We start from the raw sequence: 20,845 nt of genomic DNA, 5'->3' as shown, positions 1-20,845 counted from the left end.
CACGATGCCGTTCTTCGCCGGGGGTGTTTCGCTCGCCGCGTCCGGGGCACAGAAAGTGACGTACCACGATCCCCACGGACCACGATCCCCACGGACGAGGAGGCCCCCCGATGGCCGGGAACGAGCACGAGGTCAACCGCAGCGCTCGCAGCGGGCGGTTCGTCAAGGAGAGCACCACCGAGCGTGATCCACAGGGCACGGTCACCGAGACGGTGGGCGGTGACCGTGAGCGCGGCGACCGCGAGGTGCACCGCAGCACGAGCACCGGCAAGTTCGTCACCGAGACGACCGCCGACCTGCACTCCTCCTCCACGGAGACACAGAAGCTCTGACACGGGTCGGTGAACACCCAGGGGAGAGCCGCCCCTCACTCCACGTGAACTCGTCATGAGTGCACGTGAGTGAGGGGCGGCTCGCTTTGCACCTAGTGCAACGATGCACTTAGTGTAGGGACGTGACCATCTCCGTGGACCGGCGCGCCGCTCTCAAAGCGCGCCACCGGCGGGCCATCCTCGACGCGGCCAACGCGCTGATCAACGAGGGTGTGCGGGTCAGCGTCGACCAGCTCGCCGAGCGGGCCGACGTGTCCCGCCGCACCATCTTCAACCACTTCGTCTCGGTCGACGACGTCGTCACCACCGTCTGCACCGAGATGCTCGGCCCGGTCATCAGCACCTTTCGGGACTCCTTCGCCGCCGGCGGCCGGCCGTCGATGTTCGACGACATCGCCGAGGCGCTGCGCGACACCGACGTACCGGGAATCATCGGTTTCCTCCGGCACGCCCTCGGCGGATTCACCGCCGACGACCCGCGGCCCAACCAGATCTTCCTCGCCACCTTCTCCCGCACCGCCGACGAGATGGCCCGCGAACTGTCCGCCCGCTACCCCGAGGTGGACCCGCTGGACGCCGCCGTCCTGGTCAGCTCCCTGATGAACGGGATCGTCGTGGTCGCCAAACACTGGATCGCCGCCACCGACGCGGCCACCGACGACCGGTCCCGCGCGCTCTGGTCCGAACTGCTCGAACGCATGATCCACAACGTCCGTACCGGCTATTGAACCTCTCACCGAAGGAACGACACATTGGCCGAGTTTCTTTATCGCCTGGGCAGATTCTGCGCCCGGCGCGCCGGGGTGGTCCTGGCCTCCTGGCTGGTGATCCTGGGAGTCGCCGCCGGCGGCTACTTCCTGGCCCGCGGCGAACTCTCCCCGGTCGTCGACATCCCCGGCACCGAGACCGCGAAGGTGAGCGACCGGCTCGGTGAACGGCTCCCGGTCGCGGCCGGCGGCAACGGCAAACTGGTCTTCCACACCGTCGACCAGACCCCTCTCGACGACACCCAGCAGGCGGCCATCACCAACCTGCTGAAGACCACCGCCGACCTCGACGGGGTCAGCTCCACCACCGACCCGTTCGCGATCCGCAAACAGATCGAGGACCAGCGGGCCGAACTCGACGCCGGGCAGAAGCAGATCGACGACGGCCGGGCCCAGATCAACGACGGCCAGAACCAGATCAACCAGGCCAAGGGGCTCTGGGACGACCTGGACGCGGCCACCAAGGCCGAAGTCGAAGCCCAGCAGAAAGTGCTGATCGAGAAGAGCACCGAGCTGGAGGCCGGGGCCGCCAAACTCGCCAACGGCCGGCAGCTGCTCACCATGGCGTCACCGATCCGCACCGTGTCCGAGGACGGCACCACCGCGGTCGCCCAGGTGCAGTTCGAACTGCCCCAGCTGGACGTCACCCCGGAGGTCAAGGACGCCCTCATCGCCCACGTCAGCGCGGGTGTCCCGGCCGGAGTCAAGGTCGAATTCTCCAACGAGATCACCCAGAACGTGCCGGAGATCCTCGGCGTCGGCGAGGTGGCCGGCCTGGTCATCGCCGCGATCACCCTGCTGGTCATGCTGCGTACGCTGATCGGCGCGGTCCTGCCCCTGTTCAGCGCCCTCACCGGCGTCGGCATCGGCGTCACCGCATCGCTCGCCCTCTCCGGCGTCGTCGACATGCTGTCCATCACCCCGGTCCTCGGCGTGATGCTCGGCCTGGCCGTCGGCATCGACTACAGCCTGTTCATCCTCAACCGGCACCGGCGCCAGCTCATCGACGGCGTCGAATTCCACGAGTCGATCGGGCTCGCCAACGGCACCTCCGGCAACGCCGTCGTGTTCGCCGGATCCACCGTGCTGGTCGCCCTGCTCGCCCTCAACGTGACAGGCATCCCGTTCCTCGGCCTGATGGGCACCGTCGCGGCGATCTGCGTGGCGGTGGCCGTCCTCATCGCGGTCACCCTGACGCCGGCACTGCTCGCCCTCGTCGGCACCCGGATCCTGACCAAGAAGCGCGCCGAGAAGAAGGTCACTGTCAAGCCGATGGGCACCGGCCGTGCGGTGATCACCGTGCTGGCCCTGCTCGCCGCCCTGATCACGGTGGCCATCCCGGCCGCGTCGATGCGGCTCGGCCTGCCCGACGGCTCGTCCGAGGCGCAGGACTCCAGCCAGTACCAGGCGTTCAAGCTGATCGAGGAGAAGTTCGGCGCCGGCGTCAACGGCTCCCTCGTCGTCGTCGCCGACCTGCCCACCGCCGCCACCGGCGACACCCTGATCGCCGAACAGGCCCGGATCGGCAACCTGCTGCTCGCCCAGAACAACGTGGCAGCGGTCGCCCCGATCGGCGCCTCCGCCGACAACCGGACCCTCGGCTTCCAGATCATCCCGGAGACCGGGCCGACCACCGGCGAGACCGAACAGCTGGTGCACGACCTGCGCTCGCTCTCCCCGATGACCGGCGACGTCACCCTCGGCGTGGCCGGCTCGGCCAGCGGCAACATCGACATCTCGGAGAAGCTGGACAACGCGCTGCCCGGCTACCTCGGCCTGGTCATCGGCATCTCGCTGATCATCATGATCCTGGTGTTCCGGTCCATCCTGGTCCCGGTCACCGCCACCCTCGGCTTCATCCTGTCGCTGTTCGCCACCTTCGGCGGCATCACGGCGATCTTCCAATGGGGCTGGCTCGGCGCGATCTTCGGCATCCACGACCCCGGCCCGGTGCTGAGCTTCCTGCCGACCATCCTGATCGGCATCCTGTTCGGCCTGGCCATGGACTATCAGCTGTTCCTGGTGTCCGGGATGCGCGAGGCGTACGCCCACGGAGCCCCGGCCCGGCTCGCCGTCCAGCAGGGTGTGCACGCCGGGCGGACCGTGGTCACCGCCGCCGCCATCATCATGATCGCGGTGTTCGGCGGGTTCATCTTCTCCAACACCGCGATGATCCGGTCGCTCGGCTTCGGACTGGCGTTCGGGGTGCTGGTCGACGCCTTCCTGGTGCGGATGCTGCTCATCCCGGCGGTCATGCACCTGCTCGGCGACAAGGCGTGGTGGATTCCGCGCTGGCTGGACCGGATCCTGCCCAACGTGGACGTGGAGGGGGCGGCTCTCGAACGCGCCCATCCCGTGGTGCACCGGCAGCCGCACTCGGAGCCGGCTGAGCCCGTACTCCGGTAGCTCTCGCGCCTTGCGGGCCTTGTGCCCGTCCGCCTTGCGGGCCTTGTGCTTGTGGGCCTTGCCGGGTCGCTTCCTGTGCCGCCGGTCACCGTCTCCTTCGGTGACCGGCGGTTGCCGTCCCGGTGCCCTGCTCCGGGGCGTTCGTGACGGTGACGATCCGGGTCAGCGGCCTCATGCCCAAGCCGGTGTAGAGCCGGTGCGGCACCGGATAGGCGTCGTCCCCGCGCGCGTTCACCACCGCCTGAACCGCCCCGAGACCCGCCGCCACCCGCAACACCTCGGCACCGAGCGCCCGGCCCAGCCCGAGCCCGCCGTGCTCCGGCACCGTGCCGACCGGCTCGAACAACACCGAACGAGACACCGGATCAAACCAGCCGATTGCGTACGCCACGAGCTCACCGTCCGCTCCGACGGCCACCAGATCCAGCTCCGGCCGGTAGACCGGTGACGCCATCACGGCCCGATGCCGCGTCAGGTCGTAGCCCGAGCCGCTCTCGTCCCCGGTGACGGCCAGCCCGAGCATCCGCTTGATCCGCTTCGGATCCCAGGCCCGCCGGTGCACCTCCACCCGTGCCGCGATCTCGTCGCCCGCCACCGCCCGGATGGTGAACCCCGGTGGCGTCCCGGCCTCCGGAAGATCATCCAACTGCCGCCACAAGCGCGCGAACCACGGCCCCGGCCCCAGCCCTGGCTTCGGGTCCGCCCCCAGCCCTGGCTTCGGGTCCGCCCCCAGCTCGGGCTCCGGCCCTGGCTTCGGGTCCGCCCCCGGCTCCGGCCCCGGCTCCGGCCCCGGCTTCGAGCCTGCCCCCGGCTCCGGCCCCGGCTTCGAGCCTGCCCCCGGCTCCGGCCCTGGCTTCGAGCCTGCCCCCGGCCCCGGCCCTGGCTTCGGGCCCGCCCCCGGCTTCGAGCCTGCCCCCGGCCCCAGCCCTGGCCCCGGGCCGGGCTCCGGCCTCGCCCTCGGGCCCGGCCTCGGCTCGGGCCTCGGGCGGAAACCCCGCGCGGCCAGCACCGCGACCACGTCACTTTCGCCTTCGGACACCTCGACGGTCAATGTCGGCACCACCGCCAAGACCTCGTCGACCGCCGCTGCCGCCGCCCTCGGGCTCAGCCCGGCGAGATGCAGCGAGGCGGACCCGTCGGCCCAGACGTCGGCGAACCCGCGCAGCGGCGACCCCCACCCGAACGAATGCTCCGGTTCGGTACTGCCGTCCCCGTGCGCCCCGGACCAGGCCACATCTCCGACATGCAGCCGCCGCTGCGGCGTCCAGCCCTCGGCCACACAGTCGAGACGGCTTCTGCCGGCTCGCTCCGAGCGGCTCGTATCGGCTCGTTCCGGGTGGCTCACACCGGCTCGCGGAAATACTCGATCGGCGCCACCGAGACCCCCTCGACGATGCGGCGCGGATCGTCGTCGGGCGCTCCCGGATCCAGCTCGGCGGCGGGCAGCGACGACATCGAGAAGATCGCGAAACCCGGCTCGAAGGCGAACCCGATGTCGAACGGCTCGGCCCGCAGCCCACGCCCGGCCAGCTCGGCGACCACGTCGTCCATGAACCGGTAGGTCAACTGGATGCCGTCGTAGAAGACCTCCTCACCACCGTTGGCGATCTCGACCAGCTCGACGGTGTCACCGTCGGTGTAGGTGATGACCAGCATCGGCTCGGTGTCGTAGACGGCCCGGCTGTGCCGCCCCGGGTGCACGGGAGCGCCTATCCGGCCCTCGACCACGTCACGGCTCTCGCCCACCCTCGCGAACACGACACCCTCACCTGGCCGAATCTCCATGCACTTGATGATGCCAGCACCCTCTGACACTTTCCGGGCAGGATTCGGGCATGGACGAGGTTCTCCAGAATGAGCCGCACCGCCGGATCGAACGTATCGGTGACACGGTCCGGCGCCCCACCCATCCGTGGTCGCCGTCGGTCCACGAGCTGTTGCGGTATCTGGAGGATGTCGGCTTCCGCTGGTCACCCCGTTTCCTCGGGATCGACGACCAGGGCCGGGAGATCCTCACCTTCCTGGACGGCGACTCCGGCGGCGGCGCCTGGCCCCGTGTCGCCGACGAGACCGGCCTGGTAGCGATGGCCCGCCTGCTCCGCGAGTATCACGACGCGGTCCGCGACTTCCACCCACTCGCCGAAGCCGGCTGGGCGGCACCCACTCCTCCAGCCCCGGCTCCCGGAACCCGCGTTCCCGCGCCCGGCCCTCATCCCGCGCCCGGCCCTCATCCCGCGCCCGGCCCTCATCCCGCGCCCGGCCCTCATCCCGCGCCCGGCCCTCATCCCGCGCCCGGCCCTGGTTCCGCGCCCGGCCCCGGCGGCTCCTTCGGCGCGGGCACCGTGATCTGCCACGGTGACTTCGGCCCGTGGAACCTGGTGTGGCATGGCCTTCAACCAGTGGGCATCCTGGACTGGGACTATGCGTGGCCGGCCCGCCCGGTGCACGACGTCGCCTACGCCCTGGAGTATGTCGCGCCCTTCCGCGACGACGCCGAATCCCTCGGCCCGCTCCGGCATCGGGTCCCGCCGGACCGCCGCCGCAGGCTGGAACTCTTCGCCACCGCCTACGGCCTGACCAGCACGGACGGCCTGGTCGAGGAGGTGATCATCCAGCAGGAACAGGTCCTGGCGAGGGCCCGCCAACTGGCCGTCGAGGGACGGGAACCGCAGGCGTCCTGGCAACGAGCCGGAGCCCTCGACGCGGTGACGGCCCGGATCACCTGGAGCCGAGCCCACCGCCACCTGTGGCGCTGACAAGATCCATCGCCAACCGCACCCAGGACGACACGGAGAGCAGACGGTCCAGCGGAAGCCCCCGGGCACCACGGACCAGAGCGGCCGCAGCGCCCAGCAGTACCGCCACCCCTGCCGCCGCGGACACTCCGAGCGGGCCGTACGACGCCCCCTCGGTCAGCTCCGGATCCCCGGCCCGGTGGGCCGACCACACCATCCAGCCGATCGCGGCCAGCCCGCCGACCGCCCCGGCCGACACCAGGGTCAGGAACGCGAGCGGACATCGACAGCCCCGTGCCGCGGCCATCCGCGGTCCCTCTCGCCGCCGTCGATGCGCCGGTAACGCTATCGGACGGTATCGGACGGCGGTGCGGTCCGTGGGCTTGAACCGCCCCTCCCGGGGTAGCCCTTAGCGCCGGTCGTCGAAGGAGGTTGCCGGATGACCCGCATGATGGGGGTGCTGCTGGCGATGGTGCTGTCGGGTGTCGTGGCAGGTTGCGGGCTGCCCCGCGACAGCGGCACGACCCTGCGTGACGTCCGTGGGGGAGTGCTGCGGGTCGGGGTGACCGAGAACCCGCCCTGGACCGAGGTCCCCGGTGACGGGCCACCGGCCGGGGCCGAGGCGGTGCTGGTCCAGCGGCTCGCCACCCGGATGGGGGCGACCGTGCAGTGGTATCCGGGATCCGAGTCGGAACTGATGGCCGCGGTCAAGGACCGGGTGCTCGACCTGGTGATCGGTGGTCTCGACGCGGCCGCGCCGTGGACCGACGACGCCGCGCTGACCAGGCCCTTCGTCACCATGCGGACGGTGGTCGCCGCGCCGGCGGGCGTCCCGGTGCCGGATGACCTGGCCGGTGTGACGGTGGCGGTGGAGGCCGGCACCGCCGAGGTGGCCGCGGTCGCCGCCGAGGACGCGACGGTGGTCCCGGTCCGTGAGGTGACCGGTGACGAGGGCATGCCGGTCGTCGTCGGGGAGTGGCGACTGGCCGAGCTGAACCTGATCGAATCCGGCCATGAACTGGGATCCCACGACCACGTGTGGGCGCTTCCGCCGGGTGAGAACGGCTGGCAGGCCGAGGTCGAGCGGTTCCTGCTCGCCCAGACCCACACCGGTGTCGAGGAGTTGCTGGTCGCCGCGGAGCGCGCGTCATGAGGGTCTACCGCCGGTTCGAGCTGCCGCCGGACAAGGCCCGCCTGCACGCCCGGGCGGTCCGCCTGGAGTGGTGGACGATCGTCTTCTTCGTGGTGGCGATCGGCATGCTGGCGGCGACGCTGGGTCAGTCGCAGGCGATGAAGGCCGCCTGGATCGAGGACATGCTCGGTCTGGTCCCACCGGCCGCTTTCCTGATCGCCGCCCGTTTCCGCCATCGACCACCGACGACCCGTTTCCCGTACGGCTACCACCGCGCGGTCAGCATCGCCTTCCTCTCCGGCTCGGTGGCGCTGCTGGGCCTCGGTGGCTATGTCGTCTACGACTCGATCGTCCGGCTCGCCCTCCGGGAACGCCCACCGATCGGCATGATCGAACTCTTCGGTCAGCGTTTCTGGCTGGGCTGGTTGATGATCGTGGTGCTGCTCGCCACCATGGTCCCGGCGATCCTGCTGGGCCGGGTCAAACAGCGGATCGCCCGGGAACTGCACGACAAGGTGCTCTTCGCCGACGCCGAGATGAACCGGGCCGACTGGCTGACCGCGGGCGCCGCCGTCCTGGGCATCCTCGGCATCGCGGCCGGGCTGTGGTGGGCCGACGCGGTGGCCGCCCTGATCATCGGCGGTGACATCGTCCGTGACGGGGTCCGGACCACCCGGGCGGCGGTGGCCGACCTGATGGACGAGGCCCCGTCGCTGGTGGACGGCAGTGGCCCGCACCCACTGCCGGATCAGCTGCATGCCGCCGTGCTGGACCACGACTGGGTCACCGACGCGTGGCTGCGACTGCGCGAGGAGGGGCATGTCTTCGTCGGTGAGCTGCTGGTGGTCCCGGCCCCGGGGACCGACCGTCTCCCGGAACGGCTGGACGAACTGCAGCGGTTCGCCCTGGATTTCAACTGGCGGGTGCACGACCTGGTGGTGTCCCCGGTGGCCCGCATCGAGACCTGACATCGCCCGCTCCTCGGGACGGCCGCCGAGACCATCAGGCCGAGGTCGCGGATGACCTCGGAGAACACCACAGGCGGCACCTGCTCCTCGGCGGCACCGGGATGGCCGGCGATGCGTGGATCCCCGGGCCGGTCCGGGGCCCGGATGACGGTCGTCGGTGAACGCCGGTGTGCGGTCGGCCACGGAGCGTCCAGCAGGCTGGTGAGATCGGTGGTTCACCCTCATGGCGACACGTTAGAACAGGGGTACGACAGTTTTCCGCGGCGTGTAACCCCGCGGCAACCCACCGCCGCTAGGTTTGCGCCACTTCACCGCCGATCGTCGAAGGCCGAACGGATGACTCGTGGACGGCATCCACCCGCCGACAACCTGTACCTGGCGGCGCATGACGGCATCGGCGGCCGTGCACTGCTCGGCCCCGGGCTGCTGGCCGTCGGTCTCGGCGCCGCGCTGCTCGGCGAGCTGCTGTTCTGGCGCCGGCTGCGGCTCGCCGGCGACACCCTGCACGTGGTCGACCCGCGGCCCACCGGCGATCCGGCCACCACGTCGATCCTGGCCCGGCTGGCGGCCACGCCCGGCCCGCACGATCCGCGGTCCTGGATCGCGCACCTGCCGGCGACGGGCCTGGCCACCGACCTGATCGAACAGCGCCTGATCAGTTCCGGGGCACTCCGCAAACAGACCCGGAGACGCCTGCTCGGTTCCACGTCGTCGCTGGTCTTCACCGATCCGCGGGGCCCCGGCGAGCCGGCCGAGCGGATCCGGACCGCGCTGTCCTACAACGAGCCGCTGGACGTCGCCGACCTGATGCTGGCCGGGATGATCCTGGCCACCGGCCTGGACCGGTTCGTGCTCGACACCGTCAACCCCCGCGACCGGGCGCGCCTGTCCGACCAGTTCCGCCGCAACCTGCCGGAACCGCTGCACCACCTGGTCGCCCACACCCGTGAGGTGGCGGTTCAGGCCGGCGGGACCCTCCCGAGCAGCGGTTGACCGTCACGCATCCGGACGATGAGGAGAGACAGGGACAAGACCCGGGACAGCGCCGGTACGTTCATCGCTGCACGGCACCCGGATCGCCTCCTCAGGGGCAGCCGATGCCCTCCTTGTAGTGGTCCGGCAACGTGCCGGACGCGACCTCGTCGGCCACGTCCCAGATCGCCTCCGGCCAGTCGCCCTCGCCGTTCATGTCCTTCAGGACCTTCCACTGGTGGCTGCTGCGCAACGCCGACACCGCCTGTCCGGCCGCCGCGGCGTCGCCGGACTCACCGGCCCGCTTCCACTCGGCGATCCAGGTGCACGTGACCTGACCGGTCACGGCGGCCCCGAACTGGTACGGGTCGTTGGCCCCGGCCACGTCGATCCGCTCGACGTCGAACCCGGGTGGGATTGGCACATCGGTGAGGATCCGGGCGGCCGCGGCACGAACCTTGCCCGGCGTGACGACCTCGGCCGGCATCGCCGCCAGGAACGCCTCCGGTTCGGCCTTCACCACATGGGTGAGCAGGGTGTCGAAGTCACCGCGATCCATCCCCTGCGCGCGGAGCTCCACGAAGGCGCTGCCGTCCGGATCCAGCATGGCCGCGAAGTCGTCGGCCGCATACGTGAAGACGTTCGCCTTCACTCCGGCCACCGTCGCGGCCTCCGGATCGCTGACCTCCAGCCGGTCGTCGTAGTAGCCCTGATGGCTGTCGGCCGGATACCAGTTCATCTCCAGCGACCGCCGGCCGTCGGTGAATTGGATGGTGCCCTCCTCGGCGGCGAAACCGTACACCGTGGTGATCTTCCAGCCCGGCTCGTCGACCAGCAGCCGCGGAAGTCTCTCGACCGCCTTGAGATCCAGTTCGACACCGTCGGTGGTGGTGCCGGCGTCCGCGCTGGGCAGGCCGACCGGCCCGGCCCAGTCCGCGCCGCCACCGTCCCGCAACAGGGTGGAAGCGCCGATCACACCGGTCACGACCGCTGCCGCGGCCAGGGCCCCGGCCAGGCGGCGCACCGGGAAAGCCGATTTGCGAGTGGACACGATCTCCTCCAGGAGCGTCTGCTCCGCCCCGCCGAGCCGGCCGGTCAAGCCGGTCCGGTAGGGGTCGGCGTCTCGCACCAGCCGGTCGAGCTGCTCGTCGGTCATCGGCCCTCCCCCGGGGCGGTGGTTCCGGTCAGGACATCGAGTTCATGTCCGGGTGGACCCGCGACGTCACCGAGCATCTCCCGAAGTCTCGCCCGGGCCCGCGACAGCCGGGTACGCACCGAGCCCGGGGTCATCGCCAGCACCTCCGCCACCTCCCGGGGCTGCAGCCCCTCCCAGATCGTCAACATCACCAACTCGCGGTCCGTCTCGTCGAGCCGGGCCAGAGCCGCGCGCACGGCCAGCCGCTGCGGCACCTCGTGACCCGGATCCCGGGAGACGACGGTCGCCAGCCGCTGACGGAGCCGCTCGCCGAGCCGTGCCCGGCGGGTCCTGCCCCGATGGTGGTTGGCCAGCACCCGGCGCGCCACCCCGTACAGCCAGAGCCGTGCCTCATCACCTGGCGGCAACTCGCGGCTGCGCCGCCAGGCCACGAGAAAGGTCTCGGCGACCACGTCCGAGGCGTCCTCGGGCTGCTCGACACGCCGTGTCGCGTAGGCCAGCATCGCCTCGAAGTTGCCCACGTAGATGTGGCGGAACCGCTGCTCGTCGCGCTCGTCTCCAGAACCCACGTCATCGTCATGTCCGGTCCACCAGCCGGCGTTACCGCCGGTTCGCGGAAATCTCTCAGACCGCACGGAGCGCCCCCGGCCGACGGCCCGACAACCGGTCCAGCGCCGCCGCGGTGGCCTCGTCGGCGGGCAGGAACACCACGAGCCGCTGCTCGTCGGCATCCGGAAGATCCAGGCTCTCGTACGACAAGACCAGCCGCCCCGCCTCCGGGTGCGCCATCCGCTGGCTCCCGCTGCGCCGTGGTGGCCCGGACGGCGCCGCCATCCGATCGGCGAACTCGTCGCCGGCCAGCACCGTCAGGTCACCCGACAGCTCCACGGCGTGCCGGTCACCGCGCCGCACCTCGGTCTTGAGCCGGGCCACGTGGTCGTCGGCGATCACATCCCAGTCCGGATGGGCCGCGCGGGCCCGCTCGTCCACGAAATGCCAGCGCACCACGTTCGCCCGCGGCTCCTCCCACATCCCCAGTGGGATGGTCAGCGACTCGTAACCGCTGGTGGCCGCCAGCATGTCCCCGAGACGGTTGAGAACCACCGCGGGCCCCGGCTCGAGTCGCTCCAGCAGGGCGCGCACGGTCGGCCGCACCTCGGCGGCCGGTGCGTGCCCCGACGGGCACATCACCCCGGCCAGCGCCTTGCCCAGGAAGCGCAGGTGCTCCCGGTCGGCCGCGGTGAACCGGAGCGCGGTGGCCAGCGCGTTGAGCACCTCGGGTGAGGGATGCCGGTCGCGCCCCTGCTCCAGCCTCGTCAGATAATCAACGCTCACCCCTGCCAGAGTGGCGACCTCGGCCCGGCGCAGCCCCGGAGTCCGCCGCCGGATCCCTGGTGCGAGACCCACCGCGGCCGGTGCCGTGCTCTCGCGCCGGGATCGCAGAAACTGACCCAGTTCGTTGTCGGTCGCCATGCCGTCGAACGTAGCGGCTCGCCGCTCCCGGATCGTGGCCCTGTCAGTGCCAGTAGAACCACGGCCTCCCCGCGCTCCGCCCGATCCGGCACGGTGGCGACATGGACATGGGACTCGCGGGACGCACTGTGATCGTCACCGGAGCGACCGGAGGGCTGGGCGAGCCGATCGCCCGCCGCTTCGCCGCCGAGGGCGCCGACGTGGTGCTGACCTATCACGACGCCGCCGGCAAGGCGGCGAAGCTCGCTGCCGACCTCGAAGGACAAACATTAACTATTCGGTACGATCTGGGCGACCCCGACACGGCCCGAGCCCTGATCGATCAGGTCCTCGCCTGGACCGGCCGCGTCGACGTGCTGGTCAACAACGCCGTCCGCTGGGGGTCCGCGCAGCCCGGCGGCGGTTTCGAGGAGGCCCCCGACGACCTCTGGCGACGGGTCGTGCGGGACAACGTCGAGGGCGCGGTGACGCTCAGCCGGCTCGTCTTCCCCCACATGCGGGAGCGAGGGTGGGGCCGGCTGGTGCACGTCTCGTCGTCGATCGCCACCCACGGCATGGCCGGCGGGGAGTTCTATGGTGCCGCGAAGGCGGCGTTGCACGGTTTCAACCGCTCCGCGGCGTTCTCCCTGGGCAGTGCCGGAGACATCCTCACCAACGTGGTCTCACCCGGGCTGACCAGGACGGCGGCCAACCGGCACATCGCTGACGCGGTGCCGGACAGCTACTACGACCAGATCCCACTCGGCCGGCTGCTGTCCGCCGAGGAGATCGCCGCCCCGGTCGTCTTTCTCGCCTCGGCGGCCAACACCGGGATCACCGGCCAGGTGATCGCCGTCGACGCCGGCTGTTGACCGGCCTGTTGACCGGCCTGTTGACCGGCCGGCAGGCCGGTCTCAGCGCTGGAAACGCTCGCGGCGGACGGTGGGCCGGCGACCACGGATCGCGGTGTTCTGCAGCGCCTTGATCACCCGGTCGGCCGCCGACTCCGGCACCTCCACCAGGGAGAACCGGTCGGTGATCTGGATCGCGCCGACATCCCGGCCCTGCAGCCCGGCCTCGCCCGCGATCGCGCCGACCAGGTCCTGCGGGCGCAGCCCGGCGCGCCGGCCCAGCCCGACGAACACCCGGGCCACCCCCTGCCCCGGCCGTGACGTCTGGTTGCGGGGGCCGCGGCCGTGCTCCCGGTCCCGGCTCTCCCGGTGCCGCTCGCGAGGGGCCTCGACCAGCGGGATCTCCGTCTCGTCGACATCGCCGCCGGAGTTCTCGTGGAGCAGCTTCAGCCCGGCCAGAGCGATCTGCTCCAGGTCGAGGTCGTCGGTGAGGGAGGCCAGCACCGACCGGAACCGGTCCAGGCCCTCGGCGCCGACCGCCTCCCGCATCGTCTCCAGCAGGAGCTCCATCCGGCGGGCCCGCAGGTCGGTCACAGTCGGCAGTTGCTCCGGCTTGACCTTCTGCCCGGTGAGCCGCTCGACGGCCTGCAGCAGGCGCTGCTCACGCGGCTCGACCAGGGTGATCGCGGCACCCTCCCGGCCGGCGCGGCCGACCCGGCCGATCCGGTGGACGTAGGCCTCCGGCGCGGTCGGCAGGTTGTAGTTGATCACATGGGTGAGCAGATCGACGTCCAGCCCGCGGGCGGCCACGTCGGTGGCGACCAGCAGCTCCGTGTTGCCGCCCCGCAGGCGCCCCATCACCCGGTCACGCTGGTCCTGGCTGAGACCGCCGTGCAGGGCCTCGGCCCGGTAACCACGGCCGTTGAGGCCCTCGGTCACCGAGTCGACCTCCTCACGGGTGCGGCAGAAGACGATCGCGGCGGTCGGCGTCTCCACGTCCAGCACCCGGGCCAGCGCTGCCATCCGGTGCCCGCGCGGCACCAGATAGGCGCTCTGCCGGACCTTCGGCAACCGGTCGGCGGCGGCGGTGTCCCGGCCCATCCGGATCCGCATCGGATCACGCAGGTGCCGGCGGGCGATCGCGTCGATCCGCGGCGGCATCGTCGCCGAGAACAGCACGGTCTGCCGCTCCTTGGGAGTCTCCGCCAGGATCGCCTCGATGTCCTCGGCGAAGCCCATGTCCAGCATCTCGTCGGCCTCGTCGAGCACGACGGTGCTGATCGTGTCGAGGCGCAGCGTGCCCCGCTCGATGTGGTCCAGGACCCGGCCGGGGGTGCCGACGACCACGTCGACTCCGCGCTCCAGCACCCGGAGCTGCCTCTGGATCGGCTGGCCGCCGTAGACCGGGAGCACCCGGACGTTCAGCTCACGCCCGTACCGGTGAACCGCCTGGGAGACCTGCTCGGCCAGCTCCCGGGTCGGCACCAGCACCAGGGCGCCCGGGTCGTTCGAGGTCCCGCTGCTCAGCCCGTGCAGCAGCGGCAGCGCGAAGGCCGCCGTCTTGCCGGTGCCGGTCGCGGCCTGCCCGACCAGGTCACCACCGGACAGCAGCGGCGGGATCGCCTCACGCTGGATCGGCGTGGGCTCCTCGTAACCCAGGTCGCTCAGTGCCCGCAGCAGCTCGGGACGCAGACCGAGGGCGGAGAATCCCGCATCGGCGCCCACCAGATCGTCGTCCATGTGCTCCAGGATATGACCGGTCCGGTTCACCGGCGCGCCGAGTACCCACTATACCAGCGATCATCGATATGTAAGGGGGCCTGGTGCGGTTACCCGTACCGACAGGCGCGTGCCTGCCCCACCGACAGATCCGGCGCCCGCGGCCAGAGTGGACCCATGAAGCGGAAGCTAGCGGTGCCGGCCGGCGATCAGCACCTCGGTGACATCGGCGGTGCTGAATCGATCGGGCTTGAAGCCGGCGGCCGAGTCCAGGCCCAGCCACTCCAGCCGCGCGTGGTGTTCGGGATGGTCCGGGTCCGCGATGACCTCGACGAGGTCGTGGTGACTCCCGATGCCGCCGCAGTCGTCCGGAGGCGCGGCCCGGCGGCCACCGGTGCATCGGGGGTGGGCCACGTCCTGACGTTCGAGGACCTTCTCCACCAGGATCTCGTGGTCCCAGTCGTCACCGAAGTCATAGGTGTAACGGATCTTGTCACCGGGATCCGGCGCCACCTGCTCCAGCGTGACCGGCTTCTCGGAGCGATGTCCCAGCTCGGGGTCGGCGACGCCGAAGTCGCCGAAGGGGGTCTCGAAAGCGTGCGGGTGGCCGTCGGCCCAGCCGAAGGCGATCGGCAGGATGCCGTGCAGGGCGGCGAGGCTGGTGTCGGCGGGGACCTCCAGGCGCCGCCAGATCGGTGGGCGCGCGCCGCGCGGGCTCACCTTGAGCCGCCGGATCGGCGCGGGTCCATCCGGCTTCTTCCGCTTCGGCGGCATCTTCCGGCCGCGGCTCCGGGGGCTCATGGATTCTCATCCTTCAACAGGACGGAATCGATCTCCAGTCAATGCTCCCGTTCGGGTGACTCCCACGGGCCGAGGATCCGCGGCAGGCGGCGCGGGCTCCGCTCGGGGCCGGCGCGTTCCGCCGGGCCGGGTTCACCCGGCCCGGCAATCGCCCGGACGGCGGGAGAGGCGCGGCTGCGCCCGTCATCATCCGGGTCAGACGGGCTCCCGAACCGGTGAGCGGTCCGAGGCGAGCCGAGGAACGGTGGAGGTGAGATGACGGTGCATGAACGCGGCGGTCGCGTCGGCGGCCCGGGTCGTGTGGGGCTCCACGTCGTAGAGGTCGATGTGCTGGGACGCGTCCAGCCACAGCAGCTCCTTCGGGCCGGGGGCGGCCTCGTGAGCGGCGGCGGCCAGCTCGGGGGAGCAGTAGTCGTCGACCCGGCCGTGGACCACCAGCAGCGGGGTGTCGCCGAGCAGCGGAGCCGCGCCCAGGGCGTCGAGGGTCATCAGCGAGTGCAGCGAACCCCAGGTGACCCGGTTCTCCCAGTGTTCGGCTGCCGAGCGGGACGTGCCGTAGTAGGCGTAGGGCTCGTCGCCGCCCATCGCCGCGGGAGCGCCGCCGGGAGCCACGGCCGGCAACTCCTCGTCGTAGCGTTCCACGAACGACAGCAGCGACCGGCGGTAGGCGGCCGGGTCGCCGGCGCTGAAACGGGCCGGACTGTTGTAGGCGCCGGCGATCCCGGCGACCGCGCGCAGCCGGGGGTCGGTGGCTGCGGCCCGGATCGCGTAGCCGCCGCCGAGACACACGCCGACCACACCGATCCGGTCGGTGAACTCGGTGAGGACCGTGACCGCGGCCCGCAGGTCGGACAGCTTGCCCTGGCTGTCCTCGTGGGCCCGGCGCCCGCCGCTCTCCCCGAAACCGCGGTGGTCGATGGCGAGCGTGGTCAGGCCGCGGTCGTGCAGCAGCCTCGCGTAGGTGCCGGTGACCTGCTCCTTGACTCCGGTGAACGGGCCGGTCAGCACGACCGCCGGCGCGTTCGGCGCGGCGATGGCCAGGTTGCCGGCGAGGGTGATGCCGTCGGCGGTGAAGGTGATGCGCTGCTCGGACATGTCGGCCCCGTGTCTGTCGACGCTTATCGTTGGCTCGACGGTAGGCGGCCGGGAGCCGGCCGTACCAGAGGGCACTTGGGGGTGCGTATGGCGCTGGTGATCCCGGACGTGATCGAGGAGGGCTGCACGACGCGGCAGGCCATCGAGCGGCTGGCGTCGAAGTGGCGGGTTCTGGTGATCTATGCGCTGCTGGCCGGGCCGCAACGGCATGCCGAGTTGCGCCGGCGGATCGCCGGGATCACCCAGAAGATGCTTACCGAGACGCTTCGCGACATGGAGAGTGACGGGCTGGTCCAGCGGCGGGTGCTGAAACAGGACCCGCCGCAGCACGTCGAGTACTCGCTGACCGCCCTCGGCAAAACCCTGCAGGAGCCGCTGGCCGCGATCTGCGCCTGGGCCACCGAGCATCCCAGGACGGGCCGCGAGGCCGGAGCGTCTGGGATGGGGCAGGGGACGTGAGCGTCTGGGCTGGACAGGTGATGTGAGCGCCCGGGGCAGGGCAGGAGGTGTGAGCGTCGGGGACGGGGGTAGTGGGCATCGATGTTCGACGGATTCACGCTTGAGCGGGTGACGGTCGGTGAGGTGACGCTGCGGGTTCGGCATGGTGGTGGTGGGCCGCCGGTGGTGTTGTTGCACGGGCATCCGCGGACCCATACGACCTGGCATGCGGTGGCTCCGCGGCTGGCCGAGGCGTACACCGTGGTCGCTCCGGACCTGCGCGGATACGGCCAGTCGACGCTGCCGCCGGATCGGCCGGGGCACACCCAGTCGGCGAAGCGGGAGATGGCCGGTGACGTGGTCCGGCTGATGGGGCGTCTCGGGCACGACCGGTTCGCCGTGGTCGGGCACGATCGAGGGGCGCTCGTCGCCTTCCGGACGGCCATGGACCATCCGGACCTCGTCTCGCATCTGGTGGTGATGGACGGCCTGCCGGTCGTCGAGCATCTGGAGCGCACCGATGTGGCATTCGCCCGTGCCTGGTGGCACTGGTGGTTCCTCGGGCAGACCGACAAACCGGCCGAGCGCGTGATCAACGCCGATCCGGGCGCCTGGTACCGGACGCCGGGGCCGGAGGAGATCGGGGCGGGCAACCACGCCGACGTGTGGGCGGCGCTACGTGACCCGGCGGTCGTGCACGGCATGTGTGAGGACTACCGGGCCGGCCTGCGGGTGGACCGTGAGCACGACGAGGCGGACCGCGCGGCCGGCCGGCGGGTGAGGTGCCCGGCGATGCTGCTCGAATCGGTCCACGACGACCTGGACATCCACGGCGATCCGGCGGCGATCTGGGAGCCGTGGCTGGACCGGCCGCTGCGGCACCTGAAGATCGACAGCGGGCATCATCAGGCCGAGGAGAGACCCGGAGAGGTGGCCGCGGCGATCGGTGACTTCCTCACGACGAGCGCAGCGCGGTGAGGACCGCCGTCTCACGACGAGCGCAGCGCGGTGAGGACCGCCGTCACCTCCGGTCGTGGCGCGGGGGAGCGGCGGACGGCGGCGGTTATCCGGCGGGTCATCGGCGGGTCGAGCGGCCGGGTGACGACCTGATAGCGCGGGTCGACGGCCAGGCTGGGCAGCATGGTGACCGACCCGCCCTTCTCGACGTGCCGCAGCGCCAGCATGTAGTTGTTGAACCGGCAGATCACCGCCGGTTCGAAGCCGGCCTCCCGGCACAACCGGGTGGCCAGCGCCGACATGTAGGAGCCGGCGACGTCGAAGGTCCAGCGCGCGTCGGCGCACAGTTCCAGCCGGACGCTCTCCTGACCGGCCAGTGGATGCCCCACCGGCAGCACCAGCACGATCGAGTCGGCGGCGATCGGCACCAGATCGATCGCCGGATCCAGCTCGGTGCCGGCGAAATCGGCGGTCGTGACGATCACGTCCACGTCGCCGCGCCGCAGCGCCGGCATGCTGTCGTGCGGCTCCAGTTCGAGCAGCACCACCGTCACGTCCGGATGCCGGACGGCCAGGTCGGCGATCGCCGGTTCGGCCAGCGCGTGCACGGCGCTCTGAAAAGCGGCGAGGGTGACCGTACCGACGGGTTCGTCGGCGAAGCCGCGCAGTTCGGCCTCGGCCGCGTCCATCGCGGCGAGGATCTCCCGCGCCCGCCCGGCCAGCAGCACTCCGGCAGCCGTCAACCGGACCCGTCTTCCGGTTCGTTCCAGCAGCGCCGTCCGGGTCTCCCGCTCCAGGGTGGCCAGCTGTTGCGACACCGCTGACGGGCTCATGGTCCCGCGCTGGGCGACGGCCCGCACGGTGCCGTAGGTGGCCAGGTCGGCGAGCAGCCGCAGCCGCCACGGGTTGAGCGTCACGCCGCGACTGTACGGCTCCCCTTAACAGCATCGGCGAGAATGTGAGATGGACCCGATCAGCGGCGGCCCCTAGCGTCGACGGCATGGCTGATTCCTTCTGGTCCGACGCCGACCGTCACCTGGTCCGCTACTCCGGCGCCGGCCGCTTCGTGCCGGAGATCATCGAACGTGCCGAGGGCAGTTTCGTGTACGCCGCCGACGGCCGCCGCATCCTCGACTTCACGTCGGGCCAGATGAGCGCGATCCTCGGCCACTCGCATCCGGCCGTGGTCGAGACCGTGCAGCGCCAGGTCGCCATCCTGGACCACCTGTTCAGCGGCATGCTGAGCCGCCCGGTCGTCGACCTGGCCCGCCGGCTCGCCGGTACGCTGCCGGACCCGCTGGCGAAGGTGCAGCTGCTGACCACCGGCGCCGAGTCGAACGAGGCCGCGATCCGGATGGCGAAACTGGTCACCGGCGGCCACGAGATCATCTCGTTCGCCCGGTCCTGGCACGGCATGACCCAGGCGGCCGCGAGCGCCACCTACAGTTCCGGGCGCAAGGGTTACGGCCCGGCCGCGCCCGGCAACTTCGCGATCCCCACCCCGAACCCGTACCGCCCGGACTTCACCACCGCCGGCGGCGACCTGGACTGGCGGCGGCAGCTCGATTTCGCGTTCGATCTCTTCGACGCCCAGTCGGTGGGCGCGCTTGCCGCCTGCATCGTCGAGCCGATCCTCAGTTCCGGAGGCGTCATCGATCTGCCGCCCGGCTACCTGGCCGCGCTCCGCGAACGGGTGCACGCCCGCGGTGGCCTGCTGATCCTGGACGAGGCGCAGACCGGGCTGTGCCGGACCGGGCAGTGGTACGCCTTCGAACGTGACGGCGTCACCCCGGACATCATCACCCTGTCCAAGACGCTCGGCGCCGGCCTGCCCCTGGCCGCGATCGTGACCAGCGCCGAGATCGAGCAGATCGCCCACGAGCGCGGTTTCCTGTTCTTCACCACGCACGTCTCGGATCCGCTGGTGGCCGCGGTCGGCAACACCGTCCTGGACGTTCTGGAGACGGAGAGACTGGACGCGCGGGCCGCGGAGCTGGGCACGTACCTCCGCAAGGGTTTGCAAGATCTTGCCCAGAAACACGAGACGATCGGCGATGTGCGCGGCCGTGGGCTGCTCGTCGGCCTGGAACTGGTCGTCGACCGCGAGACGAGGGAACCGGCCGACGAGCTGGGCACCGCGGTCACCCGCCGCTGCCTGGAACTGGGCCTGCACATGAACGTGGTTCAGCTCCCGGCGATGGGCGGCGTCTTCCGGATCGCCCCCGCCCTGACCTCGACGACGGCAGAACTCGACCTGGGCCTGGAAATCCTGGACCAGGCCCTGACCGACGTGCTCAACCGGTGAGCCCCGGTTCCCCGGCGCCGACGTCATCGCGGCCGACGGCAGACGTGGCCCGGGCGTAACCCACAACGGTTGTTCCCAGGGCCACGCCCCAGCCCACGAAGACCAGCAGGGTCGCGACGACGGCCCAGCTCTCGCGGATCTCGGCCCAGGTCGGGCCGGCCGCGGTGAACACCGTGGCGCTCATCGTGCCGTAGACGATCAGTGCGATCGCCACCGCCGCGCCCGGGACGATCGCGAGCATCCGGGGCACCGGACGGTTCCCGAGCACCGGTAGCCGGCTCGGGAACCGCTGCCCCCAGCGCCGGGCCAGGCCCAGGGCCAGCAGGCCGAACAGCGGCGGCACCAGGGCGATCGCGAAGCCGGCCGGCGAGCTGAGTTCGGCCTGAGCATCGGCCAGCTGCCGGGCCGGGATGCCGAACGGAACCCCGAAGACCCACAGCAGATGCGGCACCGTCCAGCCCGCCGCCGGCAGCACGACCGCGACGTGGGCGGCTCTCCGGGTCCAGCGCGGCACCTCCCGGTACTCCCGCACCGGGTCACCGCGCGGACCGATTTCGTACGCCGTCCGCCCGGTCACCACGGCCGCGGCCACGAGGGCGATCCGGGTGCCCAGTTCGCCCCAGTCCGATGGGCGTCCGGCGAGCGCGGCCGGCACCTCGAACAGCAGATTCAGCGGAAAGGCGGCGACCAGCAGAACCGCCGCGCCGACCCAGAGCACTACATGACCCCACCGTGACCAGACCATGACGGCAGTCTGCG

General features: G+C 71.3%; 22 protein-coding genes. 11 read left to right on the top strand and 11 right to left on the bottom strand.

Annotated elements, in window-relative coordinates; genetic code table 11:
- Positions 1–110: 110 nt before the first annotated feature.
- The 3 genes from ACQ0O7_RS34760 (at position 111) to ACQ0O7_RS34750 (ending at position 3,505) form a co-directional block, all read left to right on the top strand.
- Entirely contained in the window at positions 111–332 is a 222-nt protein-coding gene (locus ACQ0O7_RS34760; protein ID WP_430788673.1) for a hypothetical protein, read from the top strand.
- 122 nt (positions 333–454) lie between these two features.
- The gene (locus tag ACQ0O7_RS34755) at positions 455–1,060 is read left to right on the top strand and encodes a TetR/AcrR family transcriptional regulator (protein WP_430788671.1); all 606 of its coding nucleotides are present in this window, start codon (positions 455–457) and stop codon (positions 1,058–1,060) included.
- A 24-nt stretch (positions 1,061–1,084) separates the two neighbouring features.
- Complete coding sequence (locus tag ACQ0O7_RS34750; RefSeq protein ID WP_430788669.1) at positions 1,085–3,505, top strand: MMPL family transporter; 2,421 nt, start codon at positions 1,085–1,087, stop codon at positions 3,503–3,505.
- Between the two features lie 85 nt (positions 3,506–3,590).
- Here ACQ0O7_RS34750 and ACQ0O7_RS34745 read toward each other — a convergent pair whose 3' ends face one another.
- Positions 3,591–4,151 (bottom strand): GNAT family N-acetyltransferase, encoded by a 561-nt coding sequence (locus ACQ0O7_RS34745; protein WP_430788667.1) that lies wholly within the window; start codon positions 4,149–4,151, stop codon positions 3,591–3,593.
- A 695-nt stretch (positions 4,152–4,846) separates the two neighbouring features.
- Positions 4,847–5,290 carry a hypothetical protein gene (locus ACQ0O7_RS34740; protein WP_430788665.1) on the bottom strand — a complete coding sequence of 148 codons (444 nt, stop codon included), beginning with the start codon at positions 5,288–5,290 and terminating at the stop codon, positions 4,847–4,849.
- A gap of 50 nt (positions 5,291–5,340) precedes the next feature.
- Between ACQ0O7_RS34740 and ACQ0O7_RS34735 the strand changes: the two genes are divergently transcribed.
- Positions 5,341–6,261 carry a phosphotransferase gene (locus tag ACQ0O7_RS34735; RefSeq protein ID WP_430788663.1) on the top strand — a complete coding sequence of 307 codons (921 nt, stop codon included), beginning with the start codon at positions 5,341–5,343 and terminating at the stop codon, positions 6,259–6,261.
- Here ACQ0O7_RS34735 and ACQ0O7_RS34730 read toward each other — a convergent pair.
- Positions 6,224–6,547: a hypothetical protein gene (locus tag ACQ0O7_RS34730; RefSeq protein WP_430788661.1), complete on the bottom strand. Its 324-nt coding sequence runs from the start codon at positions 6,545–6,547 to the stop codon at positions 6,224–6,226. The two genes, ACQ0O7_RS34735 and ACQ0O7_RS34730, sit on opposite strands and share 38 nt — an antisense overlap.
- A 132-nt stretch (positions 6,548–6,679) precedes the next feature.
- Here ACQ0O7_RS34730 and ACQ0O7_RS34725 point away from each other — a divergent pair, with 132 nt between their 5' ends.
- The 3 genes from ACQ0O7_RS34725 to ACQ0O7_RS34715 all read left to right on the top strand — a co-directional run bounded on the left by ACQ0O7_RS34725 (position 6,680) and on the right by ACQ0O7_RS34715 (position 9,333).
- On the top strand, positions 6,680–7,393 hold the full coding sequence (locus ACQ0O7_RS34725) for a substrate-binding periplasmic protein (RefSeq protein WP_430788659.1): 714 nt from the start codon (positions 6,680–6,682) through the stop codon (positions 7,391–7,393).
- A complete protein-coding gene (locus ACQ0O7_RS34720) occupies positions 7,390–8,340 on the top strand; it encodes a cation diffusion facilitator family transporter (protein ID WP_430788657.1) in 951 nt (316 codons plus the stop codon). Before ACQ0O7_RS34725 ends, ACQ0O7_RS34720 begins: the two co-directional genes overlap by 4 nt.
- A 336-nt stretch (positions 8,341–8,676) precedes the next feature.
- Positions 8,677–9,333, top strand: a complete 657-nt coding sequence (locus ACQ0O7_RS34715) for a GOLPH3/VPS74 family protein (protein WP_430788655.1) — start codon at positions 8,677–8,679, stop codon at positions 9,331–9,333.
- A gap of 91 nt (positions 9,334–9,424) precedes the next feature.
- On the opposite strand, the gene ACQ0O7_RS34710 is transcribed toward ACQ0O7_RS34715, so the two are convergent.
- Genes ACQ0O7_RS34710 through ACQ0O7_RS34700 form a run of 3 tightly spaced genes read right to left on the bottom strand, consistent with a single transcriptional unit; the run spans position 9,425 to position 11,941 of the window.
- Positions 9,425–10,468, bottom strand: coding sequence for a hypothetical protein (locus ACQ0O7_RS34710; protein ID WP_430788653.1), 1,044 nt, complete (start codon positions 10,466–10,468; stop codon positions 9,425–9,427).
- Positions 10,465–11,037: an RNA polymerase sigma factor gene (locus tag ACQ0O7_RS34705; protein WP_430788651.1), complete on the bottom strand. Its 573-nt coding sequence runs from the start codon at positions 11,035–11,037 to the stop codon at positions 10,465–10,467. The genes ACQ0O7_RS34710 and ACQ0O7_RS34705 overlap by 4 nt, the downstream gene beginning before the upstream one ends.
- Before the next feature lie 55 nt (positions 11,038–11,092).
- Entirely contained in the window at positions 11,093–11,941 is an 849-nt protein-coding gene (locus ACQ0O7_RS34700) for a helix-turn-helix transcriptional regulator (protein ID WP_430788649.1), read from the bottom strand.
- A gap of 101 nt (positions 11,942–12,042) precedes the next feature.
- Between ACQ0O7_RS34700 and ACQ0O7_RS34695 the strand changes: the two genes are divergently transcribed.
- Positions 12,043–12,792 (top strand): SDR family NAD(P)-dependent oxidoreductase, encoded by a 750-nt coding sequence (locus tag ACQ0O7_RS34695; RefSeq protein ID WP_430788647.1) that lies wholly within the window; start codon positions 12,043–12,045, stop codon positions 12,790–12,792.
- Between the two features lie 42 nt (positions 12,793–12,834).
- Here the strand turns inward: ACQ0O7_RS34695 and ACQ0O7_RS34690 are convergent, their stop codons facing one another.
- From ACQ0O7_RS34690 to ACQ0O7_RS34680, 3 genes are all read right to left on the bottom strand, one after another.
- The gene (locus ACQ0O7_RS34690; protein ID WP_430788645.1) at positions 12,835–14,511 is read right to left on the bottom strand and encodes a DEAD/DEAH box helicase; all 1,677 of its coding nucleotides are present in this window, start codon (positions 14,509–14,511) and stop codon (positions 12,835–12,837) included.
- 168 nt (positions 14,512–14,679) lie between these two features.
- Complete coding sequence (locus tag ACQ0O7_RS34685) at positions 14,680–15,291, bottom strand: plasmid pRiA4b ORF-3 family protein (RefSeq protein ID WP_430788643.1); 612 nt, start codon at positions 15,289–15,291, stop codon at positions 14,680–14,682.
- Positions 15,292–15,486: 195 nt separating this feature from the next.
- The gene (locus ACQ0O7_RS34680; RefSeq protein ID WP_430788641.1) at positions 15,487–16,386 is read right to left on the bottom strand and encodes an alpha/beta hydrolase; all 900 of its coding nucleotides are present in this window, start codon (positions 16,384–16,386) and stop codon (positions 15,487–15,489) included.
- An 81-nt stretch (positions 16,387–16,467) separates the two neighbouring features.
- Between ACQ0O7_RS34680 and ACQ0O7_RS34675 the strand changes: the two genes are divergently transcribed.
- Positions 16,468–16,845 carry a winged helix-turn-helix transcriptional regulator gene (locus tag ACQ0O7_RS34675; RefSeq protein ID WP_430788765.1) on the top strand — a complete coding sequence of 126 codons (378 nt, stop codon included), beginning with the start codon at positions 16,468–16,470 and terminating at the stop codon, positions 16,843–16,845.
- Between the two features lie 81 nt (positions 16,846–16,926).
- The gene (locus tag ACQ0O7_RS34670) at positions 16,927–17,802 is read left to right on the top strand and encodes an alpha/beta fold hydrolase (protein ID WP_430788639.1); all 876 of its coding nucleotides are present in this window, start codon (positions 16,927–16,929) and stop codon (positions 17,800–17,802) included.
- An 11-nt stretch (positions 17,803–17,813) separates the two neighbouring features.
- Here ACQ0O7_RS34670 and ACQ0O7_RS34665 read toward each other — a convergent pair whose 3' ends face one another.
- Positions 17,814–18,698 (bottom strand): LysR family transcriptional regulator, encoded by an 885-nt coding sequence (locus ACQ0O7_RS34665; RefSeq protein WP_430788637.1) that lies wholly within the window; start codon positions 18,696–18,698, stop codon positions 17,814–17,816.
- Between the two features lie 83 nt (positions 18,699–18,781).
- On the opposite strand from ACQ0O7_RS34665, the gene ACQ0O7_RS34660 reads away from it, so the two are divergent.
- Positions 18,782–20,086 (top strand): aspartate aminotransferase family protein, encoded by a 1,305-nt coding sequence (locus ACQ0O7_RS34660; protein WP_430788635.1) that lies wholly within the window; start codon positions 18,782–18,784, stop codon positions 20,084–20,086.
- Here the strand turns inward: ACQ0O7_RS34660 and ACQ0O7_RS34655 are convergent.
- Entirely contained in the window at positions 20,076–20,831 is a 756-nt protein-coding gene (locus ACQ0O7_RS34655) for a hypothetical protein (protein ID WP_430788633.1), read from the bottom strand. The genes ACQ0O7_RS34660 and ACQ0O7_RS34655 overlap by 11 nt on opposite strands.
- Positions 20,832–20,845: the final 14 nt, after the last annotated feature.

This window comes from Actinoplanes sp. G11-F43, from assembly GCF_050589265.1.
Lineage (GTDB): Bacteria > Actinomycetota > Actinomycetes > Mycobacteriales > Micromonosporaceae > Actinoplanes.
Note: the sequence above shows the minus strand (reverse complement) of the source record. Positions and strands in the feature narration are given on the sequence as shown.

Coding starts and splice junctions, on each gene's coding strand:
- ACQ0O7_RS34760 (WP_430788673.1), top strand. CDS start 111: ATGGCCGGGAACGAGCACGAGGTCAACCGCAGCGCTCGCAGCGGGCGG.
- ACQ0O7_RS34740 (WP_430788665.1), bottom strand. CDS start 5,290: ATGGAGATTCGGCCAGGTGAGGGTGTCGTGTTCGCGAGGGTGGGCGAG.
- ACQ0O7_RS34735 (WP_430788663.1), top strand. CDS start 5,341: ATGGACGAGGTTCTCCAGAATGAGCCGCACCGCCGGATCGAACGTATC.
- ACQ0O7_RS34730 (WP_430788661.1), bottom strand. CDS start 6,547: ATGGCCGCGGCACGGGGCTGTCGATGTCCGCTCGCGTTCCTGACCCTG.
- ACQ0O7_RS34725 (WP_430788659.1), top strand. CDS start 6,680: ATGACCCGCATGATGGGGGTGCTGCTGGCGATGGTGCTGTCGGGTGTC.
- ACQ0O7_RS34720 (WP_430788657.1), top strand. CDS start 7,390: ATGAGGGTCTACCGCCGGTTCGAGCTGCCGCCGGACAAGGCCCGCCTG.
- ACQ0O7_RS34715 (WP_430788655.1), top strand. CDS start 8,677: ATGACTCGTGGACGGCATCCACCCGCCGACAACCTGTACCTGGCGGCG.
- ACQ0O7_RS34710 (WP_430788653.1), bottom strand. CDS start 10,468: ATGACCGACGAGCAGCTCGACCGGCTGGTGCGAGACGCCGACCCCTAC.
- ACQ0O7_RS34700 (WP_430788649.1), bottom strand. CDS start 11,941: ATGGCGACCGACAACGAACTGGGTCAGTTTCTGCGATCCCGGCGCGAG.
- ACQ0O7_RS34695 (WP_430788647.1), top strand. CDS start 12,043: ATGGACATGGGACTCGCGGGACGCACTGTGATCGTCACCGGAGCGACC.
- ACQ0O7_RS34690 (WP_430788645.1), bottom strand. CDS start 14,511: ATGGACGACGATCTGGTGGGCGCCGATGCGGGATTCTCCGCCCTCGGT.
- ACQ0O7_RS34685 (WP_430788643.1), bottom strand. CDS start 15,291: ATGAGCCCCCGGAGCCGCGGCCGGAAGATGCCGCCGAAGCGGAAGAAG.
- ACQ0O7_RS34680 (WP_430788641.1), bottom strand. CDS start 16,386: ATGTCCGAGCAGCGCATCACCTTCACCGCCGACGGCATCACCCTCGCC.
- ACQ0O7_RS34670 (WP_430788639.1), top strand. CDS start 16,927: ATGTTCGACGGATTCACGCTTGAGCGGGTGACGGTCGGTGAGGTGACG.
- ACQ0O7_RS34660 (WP_430788635.1), top strand. CDS start 18,782: ATGGCTGATTCCTTCTGGTCCGACGCCGACCGTCACCTGGTCCGCTAC.
- ACQ0O7_RS34655 (WP_430788633.1), bottom strand. CDS start 20,831: ATGGTCTGGTCACGGTGGGGTCATGTAGTGCTCTGGGTCGGCGCGGCG.